This is a genomic window from Pseudomonas brassicacearum (genome assembly GCF_000585995.1).
GTDB lineage: Bacteria > Pseudomonadota > Gammaproteobacteria > Pseudomonadales > Pseudomonadaceae > Aquipseudomonas > Aquipseudomonas brassicacearum_A.
This window is the reverse complement of the sequence record NZ_CP007410.1, coordinates 2,066,394-2,085,103: the sequence shown is the minus strand read 5'-3', so window position 1 is coordinate 2,085,103 and position 18,710 is coordinate 2,066,394. Positions and strand designations below refer to the sequence as shown.

The following is an 18,710-nucleotide window of genomic DNA, read 5'->3' as shown; positions in this document are numbered from 1 at the left end:
TCAGGCCTTCGTCAGGGCAGAGACCACCAGATCGCAACTGCGCTGGGCGTAGGCCGTCAGCACGATGCGGATCTGCGGCAAATCACGGGCCAGCACAGCGGCGAGCAGGCGCTGGAACAGATCGAGAAACTCGCCCATTTCAGCCTTGCGTTGTTCCAGGGCGAGAAAATAGGCGCGACTCATGGCCGGTTGCAGGTTCTCGACGGTTTCCTGCAAGTAAGGGTTGTTGGCGAACGGATACGCAGCGCGCATCACGCTGAAGCTTTCGTCGACAAAGGTGCGGATGTCCTGGCGTGCAAACGCGTCCTTGAGACGCTGCTGGATGGCCACGAACGGCGCCATGTCGGCTTGATCCTGCCAGCCATGGGCCACGGCATGGCCCAGCAGGATGTACAACTCACTCATCAGCGCACAAAGACTGCGCACATTGTGTTCGGTGAGCTCGGTGACGTGCGCGCCACGGCGCGGCAGGATGGCGATCAGGTGGCGCCGCTCCAGAATCAGCAGGGCCTCGCGCACCGAGCCGCGGCTGACATTGAGCGCCAACGTGACCTTTTGCTCCTGGATGCGCTCTCCCGGCTTCATTTCGCCGCGAATGATGCGCTCGGCGAGATGATGGGCGATTTGCTCGGCGAGGCTGTCCGGGGCCTTGAACGTCATGGTTGTCCTTCAAACTCTTCGATTTGCACAAGCGGCGCAGTGTAGCGCACTCAATACGTCATGGCGCAGGGCCTGCACCGGGTTTTTGGCACGATATAAGCAATTTTTTAGTGGTCCGGCCCTTGTGGGAGCGGGCTTGCTCGCGAAGAGGCCAGTCCGTCCGCAAAAAATCTACCGGCAGAAACCCCGTCTTCGCGAGCAAGCCCGCTCCCACAGGGATTTGCGCTTAACTGATGGGTATAGGACATCCCTCGAGGATCAATACCCGAAACCGTTGTTTATCGACCAAACGAATTTTCCTGACCTTTAAGTCAGAAAATCATTGACCGAAAAGTCAGAACTGATAAATTCGGCCCAAGTCGATACAACAATAATGAGTCTGCGAGGCCTTCCGTGATCCAGTTTTTACTCAACCAGGAACTCCGTAGCGAGCACGCCCTGGACCCGAACCTGACCGTGCTCAACTATTTACGCGAGCACGTCGGTAAATCCGGTACCAAAGAAGGCTGCGCCAGCGGCGACTGTGGCGCGTGCACCGTGGTGGTCGGCGAACTGCACATGGATGAAACCGGCCGTGAGCGCATGCGCTATCGCAGTCTCAATTCATGCCTGACCTTCGTCTCGGCCCTGCACGGCAAGCAACTGATCAGCGTCGAAGACCTCAAGCACCAGGGTCAGTTGCACAGCGTCCAGCAGGCGATGGTCGATTGCCACGGTTCGCAGTGCGGTTTCTGTACACCTGGCTTCGTCATGTCGCTGTTTGCCTTGCAAAAGAACAGCGCGCAACCCGACGCGCACAAGGCCCACGAAGCCTTGGCCGGCAACCTCTGTCGCTGCACCGGCTACCGGCCGATCCTGGCCGCGGCCGAGCAGGCCTGCTGCGGTAAGCAGCCGGACCAGTTCGACGCCCGCGAGGCCGATACCATCGCCCGCCTCAAAGCCATCGCCCCGACCGAAACCGGCGAACTCAACAGCGGCGACAAGCGCTGCCTGGTACCGCTGACCGTGGCCGACCTGGCCGATCTCTATGATGCTTATCCCCAGGCGCGCCTGTTGGCCGGCGGCACCGACCTGGCGTTGGAAGTCACGCAGTTTCACCGCACCCTGCCGGTGATGATCTACGTGGGCAACGTGGCCGAGCTCAAGCGCATCGAACGCTTCGATGATCGCCTGGAGATCGGTGCCGCCACAGCGCTTTCCGATTGTTACGAGGCTTTGAAAGGCGAATACCCGGACTTCGGCGAACTGCTGCAACGCTTTGCCTCGCTGCAGATCCGCAACCAAGGCACCTTGGGCGGCAACATCGGCAATGCGTCGCCGATTGGCGACTCCCCGCCGCTGCTGATCGCCCTCGGCGCGCAGATCGTGCTGTGCAAGGGCCAGACCCGCCGCACCCTGGCGCTGGAAGACTATTTCATCGACTACCGCGTCACTGCACGCCAGGAAAGCGAATTCATCGAGAAGATCATCGTGCCCCGGGCCAGTGCCGAGCAGGCGTTTCGCGCCTACAAAGTTTCCAAGCGCCTGGACGATGACATTTCCGCCGTGTGCGCCGCGTTCAACCTGCGGATCGACAATGGCGTGGTCCGCGATGCCCGGATCGCCTTCGGCGGCATGGCCGCGACGCCCAAACGCGCCAAGCATTGCGAAGCCGTACTGGTCGGTGCGCCGTGGAACGACAACACCGTCGAACGCGCCTGCGCGGCCCTGGCCGAGGATTTCACACCGCTGTCGGACTTCCGCGCCAGCAAGGAATACCGCCTGCTCAGCGCCCGCAACCTGTTGCGCAAATACTTCATCGAACTGCAAACGCCGAACATCGAGACTCGGGTGACCGCTTATGTCTAACCATCACACCGTAGAGAAGACTCAAGCCGAACTGGCCGAGCTGTTCGCCCGCGACCTGACCACCGGCGTGGGCCGCAGCGTCAAGCATGACAGCGCCGCCAAGCACGTGTCCGGCGAGGCGCAGTACATCGATGACCGTCTCGAATTCCCTAACCAATTGCACGTTTACGCCCGGCTGTCAGACCGCGCCCACGCCCGGATCATCCGCATCGACACCGCGCCCTGCTACGCCTTCGAAGGCGTGCGTATCGCCATTACCCATGCCGACATTCCGGGGCTGAAGGACATCGGCCCGCTGCTGCCCGGCGATCCGCTGCTGGCCATCGACGACGTGCAGTTCGTCGGTCAACCAGTGCTGGCCGTCGCCGCCAAGGACCTGGACACCGCCCGCCAGGCCGCGATGGCAGCCATCGTCGAATACGAAGACCTGGAGCCGGTACTGGATGTTGTCCAAGCCCTGCGCAAACGGCATTTCGTGCTCGACAGCCACACCCACCAACGCGGTGACTCGGCCACCGCCCTGGCGAGCGCCGAGCATCGCATCCAGGGTTCGCTGCACATCGGCGGCCAGGAACACTTTTACCTGGAAACCCAGATCTCCTCGGTAATGCCCACCGAAGATGGCGGCATGATCGTCTATTGCTCCACCCAGAACCCCACCGAAGTGCAGAAACTGGTGGCCGAAGTGCTGGGCGTGTCGATGAACAAGGTCGTGGTGGATATGCGCCGCATGGGCGGCGGATTCGGTGGCAAGGAAACCCAGGCCGCCAGCCCGGCGTGCCTGTGCGCGGTCATCGCCCACCTCACGGGCCAGCCAACCAAGATGCGCCTGCCCCGGGTCGAAGACATGCTGATGACCGGCAAGCGCCACCCCTTCTACATCGAATACGACGTGGGTTTCGACAGCAGCGGGCGCCTGCACGGCATTGCCCTGGAACTGGCGGGGAATTGCGGTTGCTCGCCGGACCTGTCGGCGTCGATTGTCGACCGGGCGATGTTCCATGCCGACAATGCCTATTACTTGGGCGATGCGACCATCAACGGCCACCGCTGCAAGACCAACACCGCCTCGAACACCGCCTACCGTGGTTTCGGCGGGCCACAAGGCATGGTCGCCATCGAAGAGGTGATGGATGCCATCGCCCGGCACCTGGGTCTGGATCCGCTGGCCGTGCGCAAGGCCAACTACTACGGCAAGACCGAACGCAACGTCACCCACTACTACCAGACCGTCGAGCACAACATGCTCGAGGAAATGACCGCCGAGCTTGAGCAAAGCAGCCAGTACGCCGAACGCCGCGAAGCGATCCGCCGCTACAACGCCAATAGCCCGATCCTGAAAAAAGGCTTGGCGCTGACGCCGGTGAAATTCGGCATTTCGTTCACCGCCAGTTTCCTCAACCAGGCCGGCGCGCTGATCCACGTCTACACCGATGGCAGCATCCACCTGAACCATGGCGGCACCGAAATGGGCCAGGGCCTGAACACCAAGGTCGCCCAAGTGGTGGCCGAGGTGTTCCAGGTGGAAATGGACCGGGTGCAGATCACCGCGACCAACACCGACAAAGTCCCGAACACCTCGCCCACCGCTGCCTCCAGCGGCGCCGACCTGAACGGCAAGGCCGCGCAGAATGCCGCCGAAACCATCAAGCGGCGTCTGGTGGAGTTCGCCGCGCGGCAGTACAAGGTCAGCGAAGAAGACGTGGTATTCCACAACGGCCATGTGCGGGTACGCGATCACATCCTGTCGTTCGAGGCGCTGGTGCAGCAGGCGTATTTCGCCCAGGTCTCGCTGTCGAGCACCGGCTTCTACAAGACCCCGAAAATCTATTACGACCGCAGCCAGGCCCGTGGCCGGCCCTTCTACTACTACGCCTTTGGCGCAGCGTGTGCCGAAGTGATCGTCGACACCCTCACGGGCGAGTACAAGATGCTGCGCACCGACATCCTCCACGACGTCGGCGCCTCGCTGAACCCGGCCATCGACATCGGCCAGGTCGAGGGCGGGTTCATCCAGGGCATGGGGTGGCTGACCATGGAAGAGTTGGTGTGGAACGACAAGGGCAAGCTGATGACCAATGGCCCGGCCAGCTACAAGATCCCCGCCGTGGCCGACATGCCGCTGGACCTGCGGGTCAAACTGGTGGAAAACCGCAAGAACCCCGAAGACACGGTGTTCCATTCCAAAGCCGTGGGCGAGCCGCCGTTCATGCTCGGCATCGCCGCGTGGTGCGCCATCAAGGACGCCGTGGCGAGCCTGGGGGATTACCGGCACCAGCCGAAAATCGACGCGCCGGCGACGCCGGAGCGGGTGTTGTGGGGGTGTGAGCAGATGCGGCAGCTGAAGACAGTGAAGGTTGGAGAAGCTGAAACCGAGTTGGCTTCGCTCTGATACCGAGGCGCGGCCGATCGCGAGCAAGCTCGCTCCCACAGGGGACCGCGATCCAAATGTGGGAGCGGGCTTGCTCGCGAAGGCGGCCGAACAGACAAAAGAGATGTCGAGGTGAATATGTACAACTGGATCAGCGCCCTCGCCGACCTGCAAACCCGCGGTGAACCCTGCGTGCTGGTGACGATCATCGAGGAACTCGGCTCGACCCCGCGTAACGCCGGTTCGAAAATGGTCATCAGCGCCAGCCAGATCTTCGACACCATCGGTGGCGGGCACCTGGAATACAAGGCCATGGAGATCGCCCGGCAAATGCTTGCCAGCGGCCAGCAGAACACTCATCTGGAACGCTTCAGCCTTGGTGCCAGCCTGGGCCAGTGCTGCGGCGGCGTGACCGTATTGCTGTTCGAACCCATGGGCCAGGTGCAAGCGCAGATCGCCGTATTCGGTGCCGGCCATGTCGGTCGCGCGTTGGTACCGCTGCTGGCGAGCCTGCCCTGCAAGGTGCGCTGGATCGACTCGCGGGAGGCGGAATTCCCCGAACATCTGCCCCACGGTGTGCGCAAGATCGTGAGCGAAGAGCCACTGGATGAAGTCGACGAATTGCCCGCCGGCAGCTACTGCATCGTCATGACCCACAACCATCAGCTCGACCTGGAATTGAGCGCCGCGATCCTCAAGCGCAACGACTTCGCCTACTTCGGCCTGATCGGCTCGAAGACCAAACGAGTCAAGTTCGAACATCGCCTGCGTGATCGCGGCTTCGACAGCAGCACCTTGCAACGCATGCGTTGCCCGATGGGCATCGGCGAAGTCAAAGGCAAGTTGCCGGTGGAAATCGCCATCTCTATCGCCGGCGAAATCATCGCCACCTATAACGCGGATTTCGGCCAGCACACCGCCCGCGCCGAACCGATTGCCAAACTGCTGCCGGTCTCGCGCCGCAGCCAGGCGAACCGTTGAACCCTCGTTGAGAATTCCCATGCCTCTGACACGTAAAGCCTACCGTGCCGCCCTGCTCCACAGCCTCGCCGATCCCGCCGAAGTCGGCATCGAAGCGTCTTATGAATATTTCGAAGACGGTTTGCTGGTGGTAGAAAACGGCCAGATCAGCGCCATCGGCCACGCCCACGACCTGCTGCCAACCCTGGCGGCGGACATCGAAGTCGTCCATCACCAGAATGCACTGATCACCCCCGGTTTCATCGACACCCACATCCACCTGCCGCAGACCGGCATGGTGGGCGCCTACGGCGAGCAGTTGCTGGACTGGCTCAACACCTACACCTTCCCCTGCGAAGGCCAGTTTGCCGACAAGGCCCACGCCGACGCGGTGGCCGATATTTTCGTCAAGGAGCTACTGCGCAACGGCACCACCACAGCGTTGGTGTTTGGCAGTGTGCATCCGCAATCGGTGAATTCGTTTTTCGAAGTGGCCGAGAAGCTCGACCTGCGGATGATCGCCGGCAAAGTGATGATGGACCGCAACGCCCCGGACTACCTGACCGACACCGCCGAATCCAGCTACACCGAGAGCAAGGCGCTGATCGAGCGCTGGCACGGCAAGGGCCGCCTGCATTACGCCGTGACCCCACGCTTCGCCCCCACCAGCACCCCGGAGCAACTGACCCTGGCCGGTCAGCTACTGGGGGAATATCCCGACTTGTACATGCAGACCCACATCAGTGAAAACTTGCAGGAAGTGCAATGGGTCAAGGCGCTGTTTCCCGAGCGCAAGGGTTATCTGGACGTCTACGACCACTACCAACTGCTCGGCGCGCGTTCGGTGTTCGCCCACGGCGTGCATTTGTGCGACGACGAATGCGCACGCCTGGCCGAGACCGGTTCGGCCATTGCGTTCTGCCCGACCTCGAACTTTTTCCTCGGCAGCGGCCTGTTCAACCTGCCGATGGCCGAAAAACACAAAGTGAACGTGGGGTTGGGCACGGATGTGGGCGGCGGCACCAGCTTTTCGCTGCTGCAGACCCTGAACGAAGCCTACAAGGTGATGCAGCTACAGGGCGTGCGACTGAGCCCGTTCAAATCGCTGTACCTGGCCACCCTCGGCGGCGCCCGGGCCTTGCGCCTGGAAGACCGGATCGGGACTTTGCAGCCGGGCACGGATGCGGACTTTTTGGTGCTGGACTACAACGCCACGCCGCTGCTGGATTATCGCCTGAAGCAGGCCCGGGACATTGCCGAGCGGTTGTTTGTGTTGATGACGCTGGGGGATGACCGGACAGTGGCGCAGACGTATGCGGCTGGCCGGTTAGTACATCATCGGTAGATTTTTATTGGCTGTTGGATTGCTATCGCGAGCAAGCTCGCTCCCACAGGGATATGTAGGCACCCTAAATCCAATGTGGAAGCGAGCCTGCTCGCGATGAAGCCGACGCGGTGCCACTGACGCCACTCAATCAGAGCTTGGCCGTCGAGCGCCCAGGTTTCTTGCTCTGCAACAGATGCGAAAACACCGCATGCAAATCATCCGACGCGCTTTCTTCGTCGAGGTTGAGCTTGCTGTCGATGTGGTCCATGTGGTGCATCATCAGGTCCACCGCCAGCTTGGCGTCACGCGCCTCGATGGCGTCGATCAGCTGGGTGTGTTCATCATAGGAGCAGTGGGAACGGTTGCCGCTTTCGTATTGGGCGATGATCAGCGACGTCTGGGACACGAGGCTGCGCTGGAAGCTGATCAGCGGGGCGTTTTTTGCCGCTTCGGCCAGCTTGAGGTGAAACTCGCCCGACAGACGGATGCCGGCGCCGCGGTCACCGCGGGAGAAACTGTCGCGCTCGTCACTGACCATCTGCCGCAATTCAGCCAGCTGTTCGGCCGTGGCGTGCTGCACCGCCAGTTCGGTGATCGCCCGCTCCACCAGGCGCCGGGCCAGGAACACCTGGCGGGCCTCTTCGACACTTGGGCTGGCCACCACGGCGCCGCGATTGGGCCGCAGCAACACCACCCCTTCATGGGCCAGGCGTGACAATGCCCGGCGAATGATCGTGCGGCTGACCCCGAAAATTTCCCCCAGTGCCTCTTCGCTCAACTTTGTCCCGGGCGCCAGGCGCTGCTCGAGGATGGCCTCGAAGATGTGCGCATAGACAATATCGTCCTGGGTTCCGCTGCGGCCGGCTTTACCTGCTCGCGGTTGTTTCTTGAGGGGCTGCAACTGTTCGTTCATGGGCACTCGGGTCGGGAGAACTGCGGCGAATTGACCGTGACTGTAATACGGCACAGCGGGTCGCTGGCAAGTATCGCGTAAACAACACGGCGATTGTACACAACCTCTGATGGCAACACGACTGTATGGCTGTTTGCGGGCATGGCTGTATTGCAATCGGCAACTACGTTGAGTTTAAGCTTTAAACCCAAATCTGTGGCGTCATCCAGTCCAGCCAATCTACAACAAGGACCACCACCCACCATGACCGAAGTCACGACCACGCCACTTCGTCCGTTGGCCGATACCTCGCCCTCAGCTTTTGTCGCCGGGTTCATCGCCATGATGACCGGCTACACCAGTTCCCTGGTGCTGATGTTCCAGGCCGGGCAGTCGGCGGGGCTGAGCAGCGGGCAGATTTCGTCGTGGATCTGGGCGATGTCCATCGGCATGGCGGTGTGCTCCATTGGCCTGTCGTTGCGTTATCGCACGCCGGTCACCATTGCCTGGTCGACACCGGGTGCGGCCTTGCTGATTACCAGCCTGGGCGGCGTGAGTTATGGCGAGGCCATCGGCGCCTACATCACTTGCGCGGTGCTGGTAACCATCTGCGGCCTGACCGGCAGTTTCGAGCGCCTGGTCAAACGCATTCCAGCCTCGCTGGCGGCGGCATTGCTGGCCGGGATCCTGTTCAAGATCGGCAGCGAGATTTTCGTTGCCGCCCAACATCGCACCGGCCTGGTACTGGGGATGTTTTTCACCTACCTGATCGTCAAGCGCCTGTCGCCGCGCTACGCCGTGCTGGCGGCGCTGCTGATCGGCACGGCGCTGTCCGGGCTGTTGGGATTGCTGGATTTCAGCAACTTCGCCCTGGAAGTCGCAACACCGGTCTGGACCGCCCCGCACTTTTCCCTGGCGGCCACCATCAGCATCGGCATTCCGCTGTTTGTGGTGGCGATGACTTCGCAGAACATGCCCGGCATCGCCGTGCTGCGGGCCGACGGTTACAACGTGCCGGCCTCACCGTTGATCACCACCACCGGTATCGCTTCGCTGCTATTGGCCCCGTTCGGCTCCCATGGCATCAACCTGGCGGCCATCAGCGCGGCCATCTGCACCGGGCCGCACGCCCATGAAGATCGCAACAAGCGCTACACGTCAGCGGTCTGGTGCGGGGTTTTCTACGGGATTGCCGGGGTGTTCGGCGCGACGCTGGCGGCGTTGTTCGCGGCGCTGCCCAAGGAACTGGTGCTGTCCATCGCGGCGCTGGCATTGTTCGGGTCGATCATCAATGGCTTGAGCATCGCCATGAGCGAAGCCCGGGAACGGGAAGCGGCGCTGGTCACCTTCATGGTCACGGCATCGGGGCTGACGCTGTTTTCCGTCGGCTCGGCGTTCTGGGGAATTGTGGCGGGGGTGTTGACCTTGGTGATCCTGAACTGGCGCAAGGATTGATCGTTCCCACGCTGGGAACGATCAACCCAACAGACAGGCACAAAAAAACCGGCACCCATACGGGCTGCCGGTTTCGGAACATCATCGGAACATCAAGCGACCGGATTGATCGGCTTTTCCGGGTACCAGACGTCCATCAGCGGGCTGACTTCAACGCTGGTCAGCTCAGGACGCGCCTTGAGCCAGGCCTCAACGGCTGCACGCTGCTCTTGGGTCACCGAGCCACGCTTCTGCAGGCAAACCAGACCGTAGTCGTCGCCGCCGACATAGCCCAGGCCATTGGCTTCCATGGCTTCTTTCAGGAAAGCGTCGAGGAAAGCGTCAATAGCCTCATCGGCCAGATCTTCTTTGAAATCCAGGTTCAGTTCGAAACCCAGCTCTTGAAATTCATCCACGCACAGTTTTTTGCGCAGACGCTGGGAACGGTTAGTCGCCATTGGAACAATCCTCATAAGTAATAACGGCCGGCACTTTACCAGTTTGGTGCGTCGATTGCCCGACTGATCGGGTGCGTCGACCTACCGTCGGTAAAAAAATAGCGCCTGGAAGGGCTCAGGCACGGCACAAGCCGTCGCACCTTGGGGCATAATGCCGACACTTTCGTGACCGTTGAGGGCGTTCATTTCCATGTCCTCGTTTTTTTCCCCTCGCCCGTAGGGTTTTATTTCACATGATCAAATCTTTGCGTCCACTGCTTCTGGCCAGCCTTCTCCTTCCCTTGGCCCTCCCTGTCACCACCAGCGCCGCCACGATCAACACCGCCCTGTCGCCCAACGTGCAAAAAGCCCTCAAGGCCAGCAAGCTGCAAGACGATGCCCTGTCCCTGGTGATGATCCCGCTCAACGGCCCCGGCACCCCGACCCTGCACAACGCCGATGTCTCGGTGAACCCGGCGTCCACCATGAAACTGGTGACCACCTACGCAGCCCTGGAAATGCTCGGCCCCAATCACCAGTGGAAAACCGAGTTCTACACCGACGGCACCCTCAGCGGTGGCATTCTCAACGGCAACCTGTACCTCAAGGGTGGCGGCGACCCCAAGCTGAACATGGAAAAGCTCTGGCTGCTGATGCGTGACCTGCGGGCCAACGGCGTGCAGCAAGTCACCGGCGACCTGGTGCTCGACCGCGGTTTTTTCATCCAGCCGCAATTGCCCGAGTTCAATGACGACGGCAACGACGAAAACAAACCGTTCCTGGTCAAGCCCGACTCGCTGCTGGTCAACCTCAAGGCCCTGCGCTTCGTCGCCCGCAATGACGGCGGCCGCGTGCTGGTGTCGGTGGAACCGCCGATTGCCAGCATCCGTATCGAAAACCAGGTCAAGGCGGTCAACTCCAAGCAATGCACCGGCGGCGTACGCTACAACCCGGTGCCCCAGGCGGACGGCAGCGTGACCGTGACCGTCGGCGGCCAGCTGGGTGACGGTTGCAGCTCCCAGACCTACCTGTCGCTGCTGGACCACGCCACCTACACCGCCGGTGCGGTGCGGGCGATCTGGAAAGAACTGGGTGGCAGCATCCAGGGCAAGGACCGCCTGGCCCCGACCCCGAGCAGCGCCAAGGTGCTGGCCCGGGCGTTCTCGCCGGACCTGGCGGAGATCATCCGCGACATCAACAAATACAGTAACAACACCATGGCGCAGCAATTGTTCCTGAGCCTCGGCGCGCAGTTCCGCAACGAAGCCGACGGTGACGACGCCAAGGCGGCGCAACGGGTGGTGCGTCAGTGGCTGGCCAAGAAAGGCATCACCGCGCCGCACCTGGTGATGGAGAACGGCTCCGGCCTGTCCCGCGCCGAGCGGGTCAGCGCCCGGGAAATGGCCGCGATGCTGCAGGCCGCCTGGCGCAGCCCATATTCGGCGGAGTTCATCAGTTCGATGCCGATTGCCGGCACCGACGGCACCATGCGCAAACGCCTGAAGACCACCGCCATGGCCGGTGAAGCCCACGTCAAGACCGGCACCCTGAACACCGTCCGCGCCATCGCCGGCTTCAGCCGTGACATCAATGGCAACACCTGGGCGGTGGTGGCAATCCTCAACGACCCGAAACCCTGGGGCGCTTCGTCGGTGCTGGACCAGGTGCTGCTGGACCTGTACCGCCAGCCAAAATTGCCGCAGACGGCTTCGGTGCTCTGAGTTCTCGATTCGCCAAAGGTTAGCGGCGACCAGAGACCCCATGTGGGAGCGGGCTTGCTCGCGAAGACAGTGTGTCAGTCAACGAAATTGTTGGATGTAACACCGCCTTCGCGAGCAAGCCCGCTCCCACAGTTGACCGAGTACCCGCCTACGCCCCCGGCTGCGACTCGACCCGATCCCGTCCGGCCTGCTTGGCCGCATACACGCCTGAGTCAGCCCGCAACAGCAACGCATCCGCGCCCTCCCCGACACGCCAACTGGCAATACCAAAACTGGCGGTGACGATACCCACGTCATCGATCGGCGCACCGCGCAGGCCTTCCCACAGGCCAATGGCCAATGCATAGGCGCTGGTACCGTCGGTGTCAGGGCACAGCACCACGAACTCCTCCCCGCCCAGCCGGCAGAACACGTCGGTACGCCTGAGCCGCTGGGCAATGCGCTGGCAAACCGCCTGCAATACGCGGTCGCCCACGGCATGGCCGTGCTGATCATTGATACGCTTGAAGTGATCGATGTCGAGCATGATGACCGCCAGCTCGCCAGAGCCGCGTTCGACCCGGAGCATTTCCGAGGTCAGGCGCTCCTGGAAATAGCGCCGGTTGCGGATGCCGGTCAAGGCATCGGTCACCGACAAGGCCCGCAGCTCCTCTTCCACCCGCTTGAGATCGGAAATATCCGAGATATAGCCGTGCCACAGAACTCCACCGCCGGGCAACTCCTCAGGCGTGGCCTCGCCGCGCACCCATCGCAGGCCACGCAGGGGCAACTGCACACGGTACTCCTCCCGCCACGGGCTCAAGGTATCGGCCGAAGCACGAATCGAGGCGCGAACCCGGGCGTTGTCCAGCGGGTGAATGCGCAAGAACACTGCTTCGGCGTTTGCCACCAACACATCGGGCTCCAGCTCGTAGATCTCGCGAATGCCGTCACTGGCATAGATCACGCTGAAGCGGCCATTGAAATCCATTTTGAACTGATAAATACCGCCGGGAACGTGGGCGCTGAGTTTTTTCAACAACAGGTCCCGGGCGGCCAGGGCCTCGTGGACGCGCTTGCGTTCGGTGATATCGATGCAGATCGCCAGATGCCCGACCCACAGCCCCTGGTCATCGAGCATCGGCGTGGCCAGCATGTTCACGGTCAAGTGGCTGCCATCGCGACGCACCAGCGTCCATTCCCGGGCCTGTTGGCCACCCTGCTCGCCCCCTTCGACCAACATGGCGTGGCACGTAGGGATCGGTTTGCCATAACGCGCGCCGAGCTGCGCGGCCCGGGCCTGGAGTTCGCGCGGAACGTGCAGGCCCTCGAGCGTCATGCTGTGCAGGACCTCACTGCTGTCATAGCCGAGCATCTGTTCAGCGCCGGCATTGAACGTGGTGATGACACCGCGCAGGTCCGTGGCGATGATCGCGACTTGGGTCGCGGCATCCAGCACGCCCCGCAACTGCCCATGGGTACCGCGCAACTCTTGTTCACGGGCGCGCAGTTCTTGGGTCCGTTGCTCCACCAGTTTCAGGGCCCGTTGCCGCTGGCTGACCAACACGTAGAGCAAGGCGCTGAGCAACAGGCTGAGCAAACTGCCCAGCACCACCAGGCTCATTGCGGTGGAATGGTTGGTCGCCAGAAAGGTGCTGCTGGGCCGCAACTCCACCCGAAAGTCATGATCGGCCAGACGTAACAGACGGGTCGCCGACAAATCGCTGTCGGCCGCTGGGTCGGGGGACTCGAACAGTATTTCCTCCCGATCATCCGTGGACAAATCCAGGACACGCATCGAAAGGTTGTCATGACCGGACTCCGGCAGGCCATCACCGACCAACTGGCGCATGCTGATGGCCGCCACCACGTAGCCGAACGGCTCCTTCGCCGATGCCCTGGTGACCGGTGCAACCAGCAAAACTCCACGCGTAAAGCCCGGGTCGCCGCCCATCAGATCCAATGGCTGCGAGACCACCAGAGCGCCACGCTGGCGAGCCCGCTCGAGCGTGGCACGGCGTAATGGGTCGGCCAGTAGATCCAACCCCAACAATGACCCGGAGGACGCCTGGCTCTGGATATAGAGCATTGGCGCGTATTCGTCCCGCTCAGCGGCTTGCCGCAAACCACCGGTGTCATCGGCCTCACGGATAGCAAAGCTGTCTGCCCCTTCGGCCCGTGCCAGCTGTTCAAACGATTGCCGTTCGCCCCGAAGCACCCTCGGCGCCCAGACGAAGGCGCGGGTACGCCGCAACAGCGCGTCGGCGTAGCCGCGGAATTCATCGTTGGAAACCCCTTGCGAGTTAGCAAAGAAACGCCTGAGGCTGTCGAGGCGTTGCTCCTGCCCCTCGAAACGCTCCTCAAGGCGACTGAAGCGCTCTTCGGCTTGCAACTCGAAGCGCTGGCTTAACTGCTGTTGGGACAGGTTCATCATCGCCCAGGCCAGCAAGCCGGTCAGGAACGTACCGGCCAGCAAGACCAACGAAGCCACCAGCCAGGCCGATACGTCTTCGCTGATAAAGCCCAGGATTCTGGGGCGTACCTGATGCAATGCCATAAATACAACTCAGGGAAAGGAGCCAGGCATAGGCACAGCCCTGGACACAGCCTAAGTTATAGCTATTCGCCATCACTTTGGCCAGCCCCCTGACAAGGCCAGAAGCCTTGAATTACAAGGCTTCGTGGATCCAATCAGCTACGGGTCAACGCGCCATGATCTTCCAGGCTCGATGAATCTTGCCGTTGCGGGCAAAATCCGGATCAATGGTCTTGGCGGTGATCTCTTCCACTGCGTAGCGCTCGCCGAGGTTGTCCTCGAGCTGGAACTTGCGGAAGTTGTTGGAGAAATACAGCACGCCGCCCGGCGCCAGGCGAGCCATGGCCAAGTCCAGCAGTTGGACATGGTCGCGCTGCACGTCGAACACCCCCTCCATGCGCTTGGAGTTGGAGAAGGTCGGCGGGTCGATGAAGATCAGGTCGTACTCGTCACGGCTGGCGTCGAGCCAGGCCATCACATCGCCCTGCTCCAGGCGGTTTTTGTCGGAAAACCCGTTGAGCGACAGGTTGCGTCGGGCCCAATCCAGATAGGTTTTCGACAAGTCGACGCTGGTGGTGCTGCGCGCACCGCCCTTGGCGGCGTGGACGCTGGCGGTCGCGGTGTAGCAGAACAGGTTGAGGAAGCGCTTGCCGGCCGCTTCTTTCTGGATCCGCAGGCGCATCGGCCGGTGGTCGAGAAACAGCCCGGTGTCCAGGTAATCGGTGAGGTTGACCAGCAGTTTCACGCCGCCTTCGTTGACCTCGGTGAACTTGCCCTGGGCGCTCTGGCGCTCGTACTGCTTGGTGCCGCTCTGACGCTCGCGACGCTTGATCACCACGCGGTTCTTGTCGATGTTCAGGGCCTGGGGAATCGCCGCCAAGGCGTCGAACAGCCGGGCCGAGGCCTTTTCCGGGTCGATGGATTTTGGCGCGACGTATTCCTGGACGTGTACCCAATCGTGGTACAGGTCGATGGCCATGGAATATTCCGGCATGTCGGCATCGTAGACCCGGTAGCAATCCACACCTTCACGCTTGGCCCACTTACTCAGCAACTTGAGGTTTTTTTGCAGGCGATTGGCGAACATCTGCCCGCCTTCGCTCAACCGCGCCTGCTCCACAACGGGGGCCGGTGCCGGAGTCGGTTTGATCGGGTTGCCGTTCTTGTTGTACTGGCGCTCTTGCGGGACTTCAGGCGCCTGATCATAGGCAGCCTGCTCACGCTCGGCCTGACGCTGTTCCGGGCTACGACGCTCGCCGGTCACGAACTGATCCGGCAGCACTTTGATTAGCAACAGCTTGCAGGGCAAGGCACCGTTCCAGAACGAATACTGCTTGTGACTGCGAATGCCCATGCGCTTGCCCAGGTCCGGAGCGCCGGTGAACACCGCCGCTTCCCAGTTCAGGCACGCCTGGCGCAGACGCTCGCCGAGGTTCTGATAGAGGTAAAGCAGGCTGGCTTCGTCGCCCAGACGCTCGCCGTACGGCGGGTTGCAGATCACCAGGCCCTTCTGGTTCTGGTCCGGACGCGGCTCGAACGTGGCGACTTCGCCTTGATAGATTTTGATCCACTCGCTCAGGCCCGCACGCTCGACGTTATTACGGCCCGGCTGGATCAGCCGTGGATCGGCTTCGTAGCCGCGAATCCACAACGGTGGCTTGGCCAACCCGGCGTCAGCGCGGGCGGTGGCTTCTTCATGGAGCTTCTTCCACAGCGCCGGCACGTGGCCGAGCCAGGCGGTGAAGCCCCACTGCTGGCGACGCAGGTTCGGCGCCATGTCGGCGGCGATCATCCCGGCTTCCACCAGGAACGTGCCCACACCGCACATCGGGTCGGCCAGTGCCCCGCCTTCAGCGGCAATGCGCGGCCAGCCGGCGCGGATCAGGATCGCCGCGGCGAGGTTTTCCTTCAGCGGCGCGGCGCCTTGCTGCAGGCGATAGCCGCGCTGGTGCAGGCTGTGGCCGGAGAGGTCCAGGGAGAGAATGGCTTCGCCACGGTCCAGGCGCAGGTGAATGCGCAAGTCCGGGTTGAGCTTGTCGATGGACGGCCGCTCGCCCGTCGGGGTGCGCAGCTTGTCGACGATGGCGTCCTTGACCTTCAAGGCGCCGAAATGGGTGTTATCGATGCCCGAGCCGTGCCCGCTGAACTCCACCGCCAGGGTGCCATCGGCCAGCATGTGGTCTTGCCAGTCGACATCCAGCACACCGTGGTACAGGTCTTCGGCGTCCTTCATTGGAAAACGCTTGAGGACCAGCAACACGCGGTTGGCCAGGCGCGACCACAGGCACAGGCGATACGCCGTCTCCATGTCGGCCATGCCGCGCACCGCCGAAGTGTGCTCGCGCGCCTCTTCAAGGCCAAGCCCGACGGCTTCCTCGATGAGCAGGCCTTCGAGGCCCTTGGGGCAAGTGAGGAAGAGTTCGAAACGATCGGACATGGGATTTCCAGAGCCTTTGGCTAAGTGGACCGGGCAACGCATTGCCGGGCCGGGTTCAATCAGGTGCTTTTCTCAAGAGCACCCGTGTGGCACGAATGTGTGCCGTGCCGCCCTCGCCGCTCAGGTTAAAAGAGCTTAGATGCGAGGGCAGATAAAAAATTCTGTGCAACAAATTGTGAAAACTCGCCCCTTTCGTCGAATAGTACCCGAGTGCAACGGGAGGACATTCTCATTCAAGGAAAGCCGGTCCCCTTTGGCGCAGGGCCGATCATACAGGGGTCTTGCTCAAAAGCGGTCAACGAACATGAAGTTACTTATCGCCCTAACATCTTTATCGTTACGTGCTTATGACAAAACGATCATTCCATCCATGTGACGCTTTGGTTAGAACTCAACACAGGTTGACGTCGCAACGGCGTCAACACCTCGGCTCGTCACGCCGGCAACGAGCCACCAACGGCAGAATGATTCTGCCCCGGCCTCGATAGAGGTCGACGCTAAGCAACAGTCAACAAGTGAGGGCAACACCCTATGAGAAGACTTAAGCGTGATCCGTTGGAAAGAGCATTTTTACGCGGTTACCAATATGGCGTTGGTGGTAAATCCCGTGAGCTTTGCCCCTTTACTCTACCGTCAGTACGTCAAGCCTGGATCAATGGCTGGCGAGAAGGACGCGGCGACAACTGGGACGGTATGACCGGCACTGCGGGTATCCATAGACTCAACGAACTTCACGCCGTCGGCTGACACAGGGCTAAACACTCAAGAACTCGACAATTTGATATCCACATTGATTTAACCACGCGCGTCCCACCCGGACGGCGGGCTACGGCCCAGGGGGCTCCTTCGAGGAGCCCTTTTTAATGCCTGGATTCTGATAAACACCACTCCTACCGGAGCTGTGAACACAGTTGTGGCGAGGGGATTTATCCCCGCTGGGCTGCGCAGCAGCCCCTATAACTACCGCCTCGGTGTGTCAGGTTGATCGGGTAGGTGTTCTTTCGGGGGGCTGCTGCGCAGCCCAACGGGGATAAATCCCCTCGCCACAGATAAATCCCCTCGCCACCATGGATTTCCAAAGATCAATCAACGCAACGCCGCGATAGCATCCACCGACTCACGAATCAACGCCGGCCCTTTATAGATAAAGCCCGAATAAATCTGCACCAGGCTCGCCCCGGCGGTGATTTTCTCGGCGGCATGCCGGCCTTCGGTAATCCCGCCCGCCGCGATGATCGGCAAGCGCCCCGCCAGTTCGGCGGCCAGGACCTTCACGGTGTGGGTGCTCTTGTCACGCACCGGCGCGCCAGACAACCCACCCGCCTCATCACCGTGCTCCAGCCCCTCGACACCTTCGCGACCCAACGTCGTGTTGGTGGCGATCACCGCGTCCATGCCCGTCTCGATCAGGGCCTGGGCAACCTGGGTGGTTTCTTCGTCGGTCATGTCCGGGGCAATCTTGATCGCCAGCGGCACATGCCGGCCATGCACCACCGCCAGCTCGGCGCGCCGCCGGGCCAAGTCGGCCAGCAGTTGCTTGAGGGAATCACCGAACTGCAGGCTGCGCAGCCCCGGGGTGTTCGGCGAGCTGACGTTGACGGTCACATAGCTGGCATGGGCGTAGACCTTGTCCAGGCAGATCAGGTAATCGTCGACGGCGCGCTCCACCGGGGTGTCGAAATTCTTGCCGATGTTGATGCCCAGCACGCCCTTGTACTTGGCGGCGGCCACCCGAGCCAGCAAGTGATCGACCCCCAGGTTGTTGAAGCCCATGCGGTTGATGATCGCCTCGGCTTGGGGCAGGCGGAAAAGCCGTGGCTTGGGATTACCCGGCTGCGGGCGCGGCGTGACGGTACCGATTTCCACGAAACCGAATCCCAGCTGGGCGAACCCGTCGATGGCCGCGCCATTCTTGTCCAGGCCTGCCGCCAATCCGACCGGGTTGGGGAACTCCAGACCCATGACCGTCACCGGCACTTTCGCCGGGGCCTTGCACAGCAAGCTGTTAAGTCCCAGACGCCCACCCGCGCCGATCAGGTCCAGGGACAGATCGTGAGAGGTTTCCGGGGAAAGTTTGAACAACAGCTGACGGGCCAGGGTGTACATGG

General features: G+C 61.8%; 13 protein-coding genes. 7 read left to right on the top strand and 6 right to left on the bottom strand.

From position 1 onward, the window contains the following. Positions 1 to 660, bottom strand: coding sequence for a GntR family transcriptional regulator (locus CD58_RS09055; RefSeq protein ID WP_025212702.1), 660 nt, complete (start codon positions 658 to 660; stop codon positions 1 to 3). 393 nt (positions 661 to 1,053) lie between these two features. On the opposite strand from CD58_RS09055, the gene xdhA reads away from it, so the two are divergent. From xdhA to guaD, 4 genes are all read left to right on the top strand, one after another. After that, the gene (xdhA, locus tag CD58_RS09050) at positions 1,054 to 2,508 is read left to right on the top strand and encodes a xanthine dehydrogenase small subunit (RefSeq protein ID WP_025212701.1); all 1,455 of its coding nucleotides are present in this window, start codon (positions 1,054 to 1,056) and stop codon (positions 2,506 to 2,508) included. Then, positions 2,501 to 4,900 (top strand): xanthine dehydrogenase molybdopterin binding subunit, encoded by a 2,400-nt coding sequence (xdhB, locus tag CD58_RS09045; RefSeq protein ID WP_025212700.1) that lies wholly within the window; start codon positions 2,501 to 2,503, stop codon positions 4,898 to 4,900. Before xdhA ends, xdhB begins: the two co-directional genes overlap by 8 nt. Before the next feature lie 117 nt (positions 4,901 to 5,017). Next, positions 5,018 to 5,860 (top strand): xanthine dehydrogenase accessory protein XdhC, encoded by an 843-nt coding sequence (gene xdhC, locus CD58_RS09040; RefSeq protein ID WP_025212699.1) that lies wholly within the window; start codon positions 5,018 to 5,020, stop codon positions 5,858 to 5,860. 19 nt (positions 5,861 to 5,879) lie between these two features. After that, positions 5,880 to 7,184 carry a guanine deaminase gene (gene guaD / locus CD58_RS09035; protein ID WP_025212698.1) on the top strand — a complete coding sequence of 435 codons (1,305 nt, stop codon included), beginning with the start codon at positions 5,880 to 5,882 and terminating at the stop codon, positions 7,182 to 7,184. 130 nt (positions 7,185 to 7,314) lie between these two features. Here guaD and CD58_RS09030 read toward each other — a convergent pair whose 3' ends face one another. After that, the gene (locus tag CD58_RS09030; RefSeq protein ID WP_025212697.1) at positions 7,315 to 8,079 is read right to left on the bottom strand and encodes a GntR family transcriptional regulator; all 765 of its coding nucleotides are present in this window, start codon (positions 8,077 to 8,079) and stop codon (positions 7,315 to 7,317) included. Positions 8,080 to 8,322: 243 nt separating this feature from the next. On the opposite strand from CD58_RS09030, the gene CD58_RS09025 reads away from it, so the two are divergent. After that, positions 8,323 to 9,513, top strand: coding sequence for a benzoate/H(+) symporter BenE family transporter (locus CD58_RS09025; RefSeq protein ID WP_025212696.1), 1,191 nt, complete (start codon positions 8,323 to 8,325; stop codon positions 9,511 to 9,513). A gap of 92 nt (positions 9,514 to 9,605) precedes the next feature. Here the strand turns inward: CD58_RS09025 and CD58_RS09020 are convergent, their stop codons facing one another. Further along, on the bottom strand, positions 9,606 to 9,950 hold the full coding sequence (locus CD58_RS09020) for a YggL family protein (RefSeq protein ID WP_025212695.1): 345 nt from the start codon (positions 9,948 to 9,950) through the stop codon (positions 9,606 to 9,608). A gap of 233 nt (positions 9,951 to 10,183) precedes the next feature. On the opposite strand from CD58_RS09020, the gene dacB reads away from it, so the two are divergent. After that, positions 10,184 to 11,650, top strand: a complete 1,467-nt coding sequence (gene dacB / locus CD58_RS09015; RefSeq protein WP_025212694.1) for a D-alanyl-D-alanine carboxypeptidase/D-alanyl-D-alanine-endopeptidase — start codon at positions 10,184 to 10,186, stop codon at positions 11,648 to 11,650. 148 nt (positions 11,651 to 11,798) lie between these two features. Here the strand turns inward: dacB and CD58_RS09010 are convergent, their stop codons facing one another. Both CD58_RS09010 and rlmKL read right to left on the bottom strand, forming a co-directional pair. Beyond that, positions 11,799 to 14,186 carry a GGDEF domain-containing protein gene (locus tag CD58_RS09010; RefSeq protein WP_025212693.1) on the bottom strand — a complete coding sequence of 796 codons (2,388 nt, stop codon included), beginning with the start codon at positions 14,184 to 14,186 and terminating at the stop codon, positions 11,799 to 11,801. Between the two features lie 145 nt (positions 14,187 to 14,331). Then, the gene (rlmKL, locus tag CD58_RS09005) at positions 14,332 to 16,602 is read right to left on the bottom strand and encodes a bifunctional 23S rRNA (guanine(2069)-N(7))-methyltransferase RlmK/23S rRNA (guanine(2445)-N(2))-methyltransferase RlmL (protein ID WP_025212692.1); all 2,271 of its coding nucleotides are present in this window, start codon (positions 16,600 to 16,602) and stop codon (positions 14,332 to 14,334) included. Between the two features lie 531 nt (positions 16,603 to 17,133). On the opposite strand from rlmKL, the gene rmf reads away from it, so the two are divergent. Continuing rightward, entirely contained in the window at positions 17,134 to 17,349 is a 216-nt protein-coding gene (gene rmf, locus CD58_RS29135) for a ribosome modulation factor (RefSeq protein WP_003223300.1), read from the top strand. 339 nt (positions 17,350 to 17,688) lie between these two features. Here the strand turns inward: rmf and CD58_RS09000 are convergent, their stop codons facing one another. Continuing rightward, positions 17,689 to 18,708, bottom strand: a complete 1,020-nt coding sequence (locus tag CD58_RS09000) for a quinone-dependent dihydroorotate dehydrogenase (RefSeq protein WP_025212691.1) — start codon at positions 18,706 to 18,708, stop codon at positions 17,689 to 17,691. Positions 18,709 to 18,710: the final 2 nt, after the last annotated feature.

Bases quoted from the DNA above. Each gene is read 5' to 3' on its own strand.
- xdhC (WP_025212699.1), top strand. From the start codon at position 5,018: ATGTACAACTGGATCAGCGCCCTCGCCGACCTGCAAACCCGCGGTGAA.
- guaD (WP_025212698.1), top strand. From the start codon at position 5,880: ATGCCTCTGACACGTAAAGCCTACCGTGCCGCCCTGCTCCACAGCCTC.
- CD58_RS09030 (WP_025212697.1), bottom strand. From the start codon at position 8,079: ATGAACGAACAGTTGCAGCCCCTCAAGAAACAACCGCGAGCAGGTAAA.
- xdhB (WP_025212700.1), top strand. From the start codon at position 2,501: ATGTCTAACCATCACACCGTAGAGAAGACTCAAGCCGAACTGGCCGAG.
- CD58_RS09025 (WP_025212696.1), top strand. From the start codon at position 8,323: ATGACCGAAGTCACGACCACGCCACTTCGTCCGTTGGCCGATACCTCG.
- rmf (WP_003223300.1), top strand. From the start codon at position 17,134: ATGAGAAGACTTAAGCGTGATCCGTTGGAAAGAGCATTTTTACGCGGT.
- CD58_RS09020 (WP_025212695.1), bottom strand. From the start codon at position 9,950: ATGGCGACTAACCGTTCCCAGCGTCTGCGCAAAAAACTGTGCGTGGAT.
- CD58_RS09000 (WP_025212691.1), bottom strand. From the start codon at position 18,708: ATGTACACCCTGGCCCGTCAGCTGTTGTTCAAACTTTCCCCGGAAACC.
- CD58_RS09010 (WP_025212693.1), bottom strand. From the start codon at position 14,186: ATGGCATTGCATCAGGTACGCCCCAGAATCCTGGGCTTTATCAGCGAA.
- dacB (WP_025212694.1), top strand. From the start codon at position 10,184: ATGATCAAATCTTTGCGTCCACTGCTTCTGGCCAGCCTTCTCCTTCCC.
- rlmKL (WP_025212692.1), bottom strand. From the start codon at position 16,602: ATGTCCGATCGTTTCGAACTCTTCCTCACTTGCCCCAAGGGCCTCGAA.
- CD58_RS09055 (WP_025212702.1), bottom strand. From the start codon at position 660: ATGACGTTCAAGGCCCCGGACAGCCTCGCCGAGCAAATCGCCCATCAT.